The 9854-nt window shown below is 67.3% G+C and carries 9 protein-coding genes; 4 read left to right on the plus strand and 5 right to left on the minus strand.

The window, feature by feature from the left end; genetic code table 11:
• Nucleotides 1-51: 51 nt before the first annotated feature.
• The 4 genes from M3C25_RS03135 to M3C25_RS03150 are packed head-to-tail and all read left to right on the plus strand — an operon-like array spanning nucleotide 52 to nucleotide 4460.
• A complete protein-coding gene (locus tag M3C25_RS03135) occupies nucleotides 52-1731 on the plus strand; it encodes an amidohydrolase (protein ID WP_259855041.1) in 1680 nt (559 codons plus the stop codon).
• Nucleotides 1728-2687, plus strand: coding sequence for a CobW family GTP-binding protein (locus tag M3C25_RS03140; protein ID WP_259855042.1), 960 nt, complete (start codon nucleotides 1728-1730; stop codon nucleotides 2685-2687). Before M3C25_RS03135 ends, M3C25_RS03140 begins: the two co-directional genes overlap by 4 nt.
• Nucleotides 2688-2742: 55 nt before the next feature.
• Nucleotides 2743-2988 carry a hypothetical protein gene (locus M3C25_RS03145; RefSeq protein ID WP_259799078.1) on the plus strand — a complete coding sequence of 82 codons (246 nt, stop codon included), beginning with the start codon at nucleotides 2743-2745 and terminating at the stop codon, nucleotides 2986-2988.
• Nucleotides 2985-4460 (plus strand): sodium:solute symporter family protein, encoded by a 1476-nt coding sequence (locus M3C25_RS03150; protein WP_170275066.1) that lies wholly within the window; start codon nucleotides 2985-2987, stop codon nucleotides 4458-4460. Before M3C25_RS03145 ends, M3C25_RS03150 begins: the two co-directional genes overlap by 4 nt.
• Nucleotides 4461-4570: 110 nt before the next feature.
• Here the strand turns inward: M3C25_RS03150 and M3C25_RS03155 are convergent, their stop codons facing one another.
• The 5 genes from M3C25_RS03155 to M3C25_RS03175 all read right to left on the minus strand — a co-directional run.
• Nucleotides 4571-6277 carry a dihydroxy-acid dehydratase gene (locus M3C25_RS03155; protein ID WP_170275065.1) on the minus strand — a complete coding sequence of 569 codons (1707 nt, stop codon included), beginning with the start codon at nucleotides 6275-6277 and terminating at the stop codon, nucleotides 4571-4573.
• Between the two features lie 35 nt (nucleotides 6278-6312).
• Nucleotides 6313-7503 carry an NAD(P)/FAD-dependent oxidoreductase gene (locus M3C25_RS03160; RefSeq protein ID WP_259799044.1) on the minus strand — a complete coding sequence of 397 codons (1191 nt, stop codon included), beginning with the start codon at nucleotides 7501-7503 and terminating at the stop codon, nucleotides 6313-6315.
• An 84-nt stretch (nucleotides 7504-7587) separates the two neighbouring features.
• On the minus strand, nucleotides 7588-8184 hold the full coding sequence (locus M3C25_RS03165) for an RloB family protein (RefSeq protein ID WP_259855043.1): 597 nt from the start codon (nucleotides 8182-8184) through the stop codon (nucleotides 7588-7590).
• A 1-nt stretch (nucleotide 8185) separates the two neighbouring features.
• Nucleotides 8186-9505, minus strand: a complete 1320-nt coding sequence (locus M3C25_RS03170; RefSeq protein WP_259855044.1) for an AAA family ATPase — start codon at nucleotides 9503-9505, stop codon at nucleotides 8186-8188.
• Between the two features lie 60 nt (nucleotides 9506-9565).
• A partial coding sequence (locus M3C25_RS03175; protein WP_311200490.1) for a hypothetical protein occupies nucleotides 9566-9854 on the minus strand: 289 nt, incomplete at its 5' end.

The following is a 9854-nucleotide window of genomic DNA, read 5'->3' on the forward strand; positions in this document are numbered from 1 at the left end:
TCGCTTTCTGTACGTGAGTGTCATCTCGCACGAATAGGCAAAGGGGCCGAAGTGATCACCGACGCGATGGAACCGACGATCGTCTATCCCGCACGCCGTGTCCGGACGATGGATCCTGCGGCGCCGACGGCAGAGGCCGTCGCGATCCGCGGCGACCGGTTCCGCGCCGTCGGCAGCGTCGAGGAGCTCCTGCAGTATCCCCATGCCGTCCTCGATGAGCGCTATGCCGATGCCGTGCTGCTGCCGGGCTTCGTCGAGGCGCACAGCCATGCCGGCACCGGCAATGTTTGGAAGGGAACGTATGTCGGCTATGTCGACCGCGTCGACCCGCACGGCACCCACTGGCCCGGCTGCACCTCGATCGAGGATGTCATCTCCCGGCTCGCCGCGGCCGACGCCGCGCTGGAGGATGCAGAGGCGCCGCTCATCGCCTGGGGTCTCGACCCCATCTACTTCCAGCATGAGAAGCTCGTCCGCGCGCACCTCGACCGGGTCTCCCTCACCCGGCCGATCGCCGTCAACCACGCCAGCGGCCACGCGCTGACCGTCAACTCCACGGCCCTGCAGCGCTGCGGTGTCGACGAGGACGTGCGCACCGAGGGCGTGTCCCGCGATGCCGCCGGTGAGCTCACCGGCGAGCTGCACGAGTTCGCGGCCATGGGGCTCGTCAACGCTGTCGCCGGCGGCAACGACCTGCTGAGCATCGATGCCGACGCGCTGCGGAACTTCGGCCAGGACGGCGTCAACACCGGCACCACCACGCTCACCGATCTGGGCTCCCGGCTGCTCATGGACGATGCGGGCACGCAGCTGTACCAGCAGACGGTCACCGGGGACTTCCCGGCCCGGCTGGAGGTCTTCCACTTCGGCGCCGGTGTGGGCGCGGTGTCGCAGACCCTGGCTGCGGATGCACAGCGGCTGCAGGAGCTCAAGGCCTCCTCGACACCGCTGCTGGGATTCGGCAGCGTCAAGCTCATGCTCGACGGCACCCTGCAGGGATTCACCGCCCGCGTGCGCCAGCCCGGCTACTACGGCGATGAGCCCAATGGGATCTGGAATGTCAGCCCCGAAGAGTTCCACCGGGCGTTCGAGGCCTTCCACACCGCCGGGCTGCTCATCCACGTCCACTGCAACGGCGATCAGGCCACCGAGCTGTTCCTCAACACCCTGGAGCGGGTGCTCATCGACCATCCGCGCCCGGACCACCGGCACACGTGCACGCACTCGCAGATGTCGACACCGGCCCAGTACCGGCGGATGAAGGCGCTTGGGGCGTGTGCGAACATCTTCGCCAACCACATCCACCAGTGGGGCGATCAGCACCTCGACCTGACAATGGGCCCGGACCGAGCACGCCGGAACAATGCGGCGGCAACGGCGCAGCGCCTCGGCGTTCCCTCCAGCCTGCACTCTGATTCCCCGGTCACGCCGCTGGGCCCGCTCAGGACCGTCATGCATGCGGTCACCCGCCGGACGCTGTCGGGGCGGGTGATGGGCGAGCATGAGCGCATCGATGCTGCGGCTGCGCTGGCGGCGGTGACGATCGGCAGCGCCTATATGCTCAAGCGCGATGCCGAGATCGGTTCGATCGAGCCGGGCAAGTTCGCTGATCTGGCGGTGCTCGCCGAGGATCCGCTGGCCGTCGAGCCGGCGCAGATCGGCGCGATCCGCGTGCACGGCACGGTGGTGGGCGGCCGGCACTTCGCCAGCAATGTGAAGGCCGGCACGTGAGCATCCCGCTCACCCTCATCGGCGGATATCTGGGCACCGGGAAGACGACGCTCGTCAACCGGCTGCTGCGGTCCCCGCATGCCGATGCGGTGGCCGTGGTCGTCAATGACTTCGGCGATATCAGCATCGACGCCGATCTCATCGCTGCGGCCGGGGCGGACACCCTGGAGCTGAGCAATGGCTGCATCTGCTGCCAGATCACCGACGATGTGCAGCAGACCATGGCGGCGCTGGCAGCACGCGCCGATATCCGGCATGTCATCTGCGAGATCAGCGGGGTCGGGGATCCGGGTCAGCTGGGTGCGTGGCGCACCTATCCCGGGTTCTGCAGCGGCCCGGTCATCGTCTGCCTCGATGCGCTTGTGACAGTGCAGCGGCTGCGCGATGAGTTCATCGCCGATGTCATCACACAGCAGATCGCGGCCGCCGATGTTCTGCTCATCACGAAGACCGGCCTGGCCTCGCCGCCTCAGGTCGAGGCGACCCGCGGCGCTGCCGCGGCGATCAGCCCGCACGCCCAGATCCTCACTGATGAGGATGCGAGCGGCTGGGTTGATGCGCTGCTGCAGGCACCGGAGTTCCTGACCGCCGCCGGTGCCGAGGCCGCTCGTGAGCGCACGGCTGGAAGGCGGCTGGCGCCTCGGGACCGGCACGCACAGGTGCACGAGACGACGACGGTGAGGCTGGCAGGCGCCGTCGAACTCGACCGGCTTGCGCAGGCGCTCAGCGCCTCGGGGCTCGTGCGTGCCAAGGGATTCACCCGGGATGCCGCCGGGCAGTGGCATGAGGTGCAGCTGGCCGGCGGGCGGGTGCGCCTCTCCCCTGCCGTGCGCGGCGACGCTGCGCCGGCACAGATCGTTCTCATCGCCTCCGGCCCGGGTGCCGCTGAGGCTCTGACACACACTGCTGACCGGCTGCAGGCGCTGCCGGAGCCAGCGGCGAACTCCGCCATCTAAGGAAGGAACACATATGGACATGCGCTTCCGAACTCCGTCGAGCGCAGGAGGGTGGGTGAGCCTCGGCATCGTCGCCGTCGTCATCGTCCTCGGCATCTGGCCGGTCGTCGTGCTCTTCGACAGGAACGTGCTCGTGCTCGGCATGCCGCTGCTCATGGTCTGGTCGATCGCGATCCTCTTCATCACCACCATTGCGATGGTCATCATCAACCGGATCACCGGCGATCTGGGCGATGTCGACCCGCTCGGTCCGGACGGCACGAGCGTTGATGCCGGGCAGCCGGGAGGTGAGGGACGATGACGCAGTACATCCCGTTCATCATCACCGCCGCCTATCTCGTCATCGCCGTCGTCATCGGCGCAGGCGCCGGGCGCGGACACAATATGCGCACTGTCGAAGGGTGGGGCGTGGGCAGCCGCAGCATGGGCCCGTTCGTCATCTACCTCCTCGTCGCTGCCGGCGGCGTGAGCGCCTACACCTTCATGGGCTCACCCGGCTGGGCACACGACAAGGGCGTGCCGGCCCTCTACGTCGTCGTGTACCTGGCGTTCATGTCGTTCGTCGCCTGGCACATCGGCCCGAAGGTGTGGAACTTCGGCCGCCGCTTCGGGCATGCCACCCAGTCGACGACGATCACCGACCGGTACGAGTCGCCGCTGCTCGGCGGTCTGACGGCGGTCGTCGTGTCGATCGGCGGCATCGCCTATGCCGTGCTGCAGACGATCGGCTCGGCCTACATCCTCAATGTCATGAGCTTCGGGCTCATCCCGACGTGGCTGGGCGTCATCCTCACCCTAGCGGTCATCTCGATCTACCTGTTCCGCAGCGGTCTGCGCGCGATCGGCTTCACGAATGCCTTCCAGGGCGCGCTCATGTTCATCGTGTCGTTCATGGTGGGGCTGTGGGCGGTCAACTGGTTCACCGGCGGCTTCGATGCGACGCCGATCTTCGAGCGGCTGCAGCAGGACGCACCTGAGTTCCTCACCCTGCCCGGTGCGCTCGGCGATATGTCGTACGCGTTCTGGACGACGTCGATCCTCATCTCCTTCTTCTCGATCTGGCAGAGCCACTGGATCTCGTGGATGGGTGCGAAGTCCGCGCGCAGCCTCAAGGTCGCCACGACGTACCTGCCGCTGTACTACCTGGTGCTCATTCCGATGATCATCGTCGGCTTCATCGGCATCTTCGAGTACCCGGACATCGCCGCCTCCGACAAGGTTGCAATCCAGCTGGCTGTCGACAATATGCCGGTCATCGTCGCCGGTCTGCTGGGTGCGGGAACGCTAGCGGCCTCGATGTCGTCGAGTGAGCCGAACATCCACGCCACCGCGCTGACCTACAGCAAGGACGTGCTGCAGCCGCTGTTCAAGCTGTCGAATGAGCGGACCGGCCGGATGACCCGGTGGCTCATCTTCCCGCTCATGGCGCTCATCATCGCCCCGATCTCGATCATGGAGCCGGCGAGCCTCGTCTACATCCTGCTCATCGGCTACGGGTTCACCGGACAGGCGTTCCCGATCATGATCGGCATCTTCTACTGGCCGCGGGCGACGAAGGTCGGTGCGCTCGTCGGGCTCACCGCCGGGTCGATCGTGACGATCCTGTTCTCCTTCGTGTTCGTGCACCCGCTCGGCATCCATGCCGGCATCTGGGGCTTCGCCGTCAACATCCCGTGCTTCGTCATCATCTCGCTGCTGACGAAGCCGGCCTCGGACGAGACCCTCGCCCGCTACTTCACCAAGTCGAAGAAGGCGGCTCCGGCCGCTGACTGAGGTGATGTGAGCGGCTGCTGAGACGGCCTGACAGCCGGCCCGGTGACTGCACCGGGCCGGCTGTCATTGTGCGGGCTGGCGTGGAGGAGCGAGCGGGCCGGCGGGGTGGGTCAGCGCGCGTCGGTTCTGAGCTCGGCGGCGGTGAGGAAGTCGAAGTCGCAGCCGGCATCGGGCTGGAGCACATGTTCGCGGTGCAGGCGGGCGTATCCGCGCTCGGCCGTCATCGGCTGCATGATCGGTTCGCGCGCGGCGAACCCCGCGGCGGGCACGCAGTGGTCGATCGTCCCGGCATCGGCGTCGATCTCGACGATGTCTCCTGTGCGCAGCTTGGCCAGCGGGCCGCCGACCGCGGATTCGGGCGTGACATGCAGGATGACGGAGCCGGTGGAGGTGCCGCTCATGCGGGCATCGGAGATCCGGGTCATGTCCTCCACACCCTGCTCCATGAGCTTCCGGGGTATCGGCAGGTGCCCGACCTCCGGCATCCCAGGCGCGCCGATGACGCCGAGGCCGCGGAGGACGAGGATCGTCTCCGGGGTGACGTCGAGATCGGGATCGTCGATGCGGGCGTAGAGATCGTCGAGGCCGTCGAAGACGACCACAGGGGCGCGCCTGACCGCTGGTGCACCGGCGGCGAGCTTCATGACGCAGCCGCCCGGGGCGAGGCTGCCGCGCATCATCCGCAGTGCGCCGCGCTCGGCGATCGGGTTTTGAGTGTCCCGCAGCGCCGGATGTGCTGCGGCCGGGGCGCGTTCGGCCAGCACCTCTGACCAGCGTCGGCCGTCCCCGGCGAGCGCGTCGGTGTCGATGCGATCGCTGAGCCGGCGCATCACCTCGGGAATGCCGCCGGCGGCGTCCAGGTCGTCGAGCAAGAAGCTGCCTGCTGGTCGCACATCTGCCAGCACCGGGGTGGTGCGCGACCACTGTTCGAAGCGTTCGATGCCGATGCGCAGCCCGGCGCGGCCGGCGATCGCCTCCAGGTGGATGAGCGCATTCGTCGAGCCGCCGAGCGCCGTGATGACGCGGAAGGCGTTCTCCAGGGAGGCCATCGTCACGAGCTCGCTCGGTCGCGGCCAGGGATTGTCTGCTGCGGTGAGGACCGCGCCGGTGAGCCGAGCGATCTCGCGCCGGGCGCTGCTGGCGGCAGCCGGCAGGGTGGAGCCGGGCGGAGCGAAGCCCAACACCTCGGCGATGGCCGCCATCGTCGTGGCGGTGCCCATGACATTGCAGGTGCCCACGCCGATGTTCGTGCGGCCTTCGAAGGCGAACCACTCCTCGTCGTCGAGCTGGCCGAGGCGCCGCTTCTCGCAGACCGGCCAGACATCGCCGACGGTGAAGGCGTCATTGTCCTGGAAGCAGGACACCGGGCGCGGGCCGGCGGCCAGCACCAGCGCGGGGATGTCTGCGCTGATGGCGCCCATGAGCTGGGCCGGGATCGTCTTGTCGCAGCCGCCGAGCAGGATGACCCCGTCGATCGGTGAGGCGAGGATCATCTCCTCGACGTCCATGGACATGAGGTTGCGCAGGTACAGACTCGTAGGCCGAGTGTAGGGTTCGGAGATCGAGATGGTCGGGAACTCCAGCGGCAGGCCACCGGCCTCGCGCACCCCTGCCTTCACCTCGGCGGCCAGGTCTCCGAGCCCTGCATTGCACGGGTTGAGCTCGCTGGCGCTGCTGGCGATGCCGATGACCGGTGAGCGTCGCACGTCCTCGGCGCTGAAGCCGCCGCCGCGCAGGAAGGCGCGGTGCAGCAGCCCGTCCTGGCCTGGATCTGCGAACAGGCGACCACCGTCGCGTGAGATGCTGCGCTGAGACATGGGGACTCCTCCTTGAGCTTCTGTTGTCGTGGCCGTCAGCGACGGAGCAGCTGTTCGGCGATGCGCTCACCGGTGATGGGGCCGAAGACGATGCCCCACATGCCGTGGCCGGTGGCGGCGGTGATGCGCTGGGCGACGCGGCGCATGACGGGCCGGCCGTCGGTGCTGACCGGTCGCGGGCCCACCCAGTGGTCGCGGGTGTCTGACAGTTCGATCCCATCGAGCAGCGGCGCGATCTGGGAGACGATCGCCTCGATGCGCCCGTGCCGCGGCGGTGCGTCCGGGTGGGCGAACTCCATGGTGCCGGCGACCCGGATGGCACCCTGATACGGGGTGAGTACGACGCGCTGTGCCGGCAGGTAGACCGGCCCTTCGGGCAAGTGCCCGCGATCAGCATCGACGGTGAAGGAGTAGCCGCGGCCGGCGGCCTGCCCGGTCATGGCGCTGCGGCCGGCGACAGCGCGCAGCACATCATCGGACCAGGCACCAGCGGCGACCACGAGCTCATCGGCGGTGTGGGCGGCTCCGGACTGGTCAACGACGCTGACGGATTCGGAACCGGCATGCCCGGCCACCACCTCGGCGCCGGTGATGATCTGCACGCCGGCCCGTTCGGCCAGCGCGGCCAGCGACCGGCAGTACTCCCCCGGGTCGATGTACGCCTGGCCGGTGACCCGGAGAGCCGCGGTGACGCGGTCGGTGAAGTACGGCACGGTGCGCGGGTCGAGGCGGCAGCTGCCGACCTCGACGCCGAGGTCGGAGATCTTCGCCAGCTCGCCGGCGAAGCTGACGATCGTGTCATTGTCCTCAGCGCCGATGGTGTAGTCGGCACGATTCACGGGGCTCGTGACCCCGGCCTCGGCGAGGCGGTCGAAGGCCGGCAGCGCCTCGCGGGCCAGCGGGGCGTTGGCGCGCAGAGCTGCCTGGTAGCGGCCTTCGGTCATCTGGGAGGCGAACTTCGCTAAGAACACCGTCAGCGCTGGGGTGATGCGGGAGAAGGTGAGCGGGGCATGCGGCTTCGTCACCGCGTCGATGCCGTGCTTCCAGCCGCCGGGCACGGCCAGCGGTGTCGCGAGCCCCGGACACACCCAGCCGGCATTGCCCCAGCTGGCTCCGACAGCAGTGTGGCTGCGTTCGAGGACGGTGACCTCGGCTCCGCGCTGGGCGAGCTGGTAGGCCGTGGCCAGTCCGATGATTCCTGCTCCGACGATCAGCACCCGTGTCATGGGGCCAGTGTGTCATGTGTGCGGCGGCCGAGGCAGGGCGTATTGATGTGAGAGACGGGGCTCAGGCCAGCGCGCGGCGAGCGCCTACTCGGGGGCGAGAAGACGGACGAGCAGCGGAAGCGCCGATGAGGACACCGGCCCGATTCTGCCGGAGCTCAAGTCCGGGTCTGCTGCACGTGCCGTCTCGCAGGCACTGTCGACGTTTTCGAAAGGGAAGCTGGTCGCCAGGGCCTTCTTCTGTGCCAATCCATGCTTAGCCATGAGCTCATCGAGCTGCTTGGCAGAGAGCTTGGGGCGCTTGTTCTCGACGTGCCAGTAGAGCCAGATCTCAAACTTCACATTCGACACCAGAATCATGATGCCTTCATCGTCTGCCAGCTTGATTGCCTGCGGAAGGCTCGCGTGCTCATCCACGTCGACAAGGCAGACGCTGGAGTCGAAACCCTTTTGCTTCGCCGCTTCCTTCTCGCGGATCTCAATGCACTTCTGCACCACCCGCAGCGGATCTTTGCCGACGCCGACGGTTCGCACTGACGCCGTCACGTTCCTGTTGCGCAGATGGCTGTTGAGGCGTTCCACGTACTGCGGCCCTGTCGCTCTGCCCTCCGTGACGACGAGGATCCTCCGCGCTTCCTGCCGTCGGGGTCGGCGCGACTTCGTACGCTTGTGGTGGCGAGCCACGTCAGGACTCTCCAGCTGTCACGAGGGCCGCGAAGGAACTGGGAGACAGACGCGGGATGCCGCCGTATCTGCCGGTGAGGTAGCGTCGCGCGACATTCGCATCTGGGTGCTTGGGGAAGTGCGCCAGGCACGTCAGCTCAGTCACGCCCTCATCCGTCTTATCCGTCAGCCACACCTGCTCAGGTTCGAGGCTCAGATCGCTGAGCGAGGAGAGAATGTACGACTCGTGGCTGGTGAAGATGAGCTGGGCATGATGGACATTGACCTCAGGGTCGGCGAAGACACCCAGCATCACCTCGAGGAGATGCGGGTGGAGGCTGGCGTCGATCTCGTCGACCACCAGCAGCCCACCGCGGCGCAGGACCTCCAGCGCAGGCACAGCGATCGCCAACCAGGCTATGGTTCCGTCGCTCTCATCGTGGATGGTGAAGCGCGGACTCTCGGGCTCAGCTCCGCGGTGGCTGAACACGAGCCGCCGCACGACCTGCGCCAGGTTCTCCTCGTCAAGATCCAGCTCTCCGTCTTCGACTGCTTCCTCAGTTTCATCGCCGCGGATGTCTGACATGAAGCGCATCACGGCCCTGCGGACGTGCTCAGGAAGATCCGCCTCCTCGATCTCGACGTTGGTGACACCGATATCGGCTGCCTGCAGCAGCAGGAGCAGGTCTGCGAAGCTGATCGCGCCGTCAGCAAGCGCATCGGCGATGTCGATGAGCCGGGCTTCACGGTGGGAGTCCTTCACCGAGACCGCATCAAAGCTCGACACAAGGGCTTCGGCAATGCCATGCAGGGGAGATTCGGGAAGGAGCCGTGCGCGGCTGATGGCGAGTTCCCGCGGGGTGACGGCCACCTGGCCTCGCGACCCGGCGCCAGCTGCCAGCGCGCGTCCTTCGCGTCGGCGATCCAGGAGTGTGCGCCAGCGGGTTCGCGGCACATCCCGCAGCCACTCAGCGCGAATGCCGTCGGCATCGACTTCGAAACCGTAGACGTGGCGACGGCCGTCATAGACGAAGTGCATCTCATACAGACTGGACGCGGCCCGCGAATGAGAATCAAGCCGGAAGGGCTTGCGACGCATATGCTTCGACGCCTGCCAGGTCGTCGCTGATTCAGCAATGGCACTGAAGAAATAGATGACGGCGTCGAGGAGCGCGGACTTTCCGGTTGCGTTTCCGCCGAAGACACCGGCCATCGTGTAGGTCGCATCTTCCCAGCTGCCGCTTTTCGGCGAGAGGGTTCTGAGCGCAGGCTTCGTGAAGTCGAGAGTGACCTCGTCACGGATGCTGCCGTGATTGCGTACGGTGAAGCTGAGGGAGAGCATATCTGGACAGTAGCACACCCAGATATGCAGATTTTACGTTTCTCGTGAAATCTGGACCTCTCAGGCAAGCGCGCGGCGCAGATCGACGGCGAGGTCGTGGACCTGTTCGGTGACGGCGGCGCTGGCGCCGTATTCGGGTGCGCAGTCGAGCAGCAGGACGACGAGCTGATCGGCGAGCACCCGGTCCCCCAGATCGGGCACGGCGGACACAGCACCGGCACGGCGCCCGCGGAGGCTGAGGTCGGCCAGCTGCGCAAGCGCGGCACGGATGTGCTGGCGGCGGGTACGGCCGTCGGCGAGCACGGCATCGAGGCTGTGGCCGGGATGGGGTGAGGAGGCCAGGGATGTG

Origin of the sequence: Brevibacterium luteolum (assembly GCF_025147615.1) — a bacterium.
Lineage (GTDB): Bacteria > Actinomycetota > Actinomycetes > Actinomycetales > Brevibacteriaceae > Brevibacterium > Brevibacterium luteolum.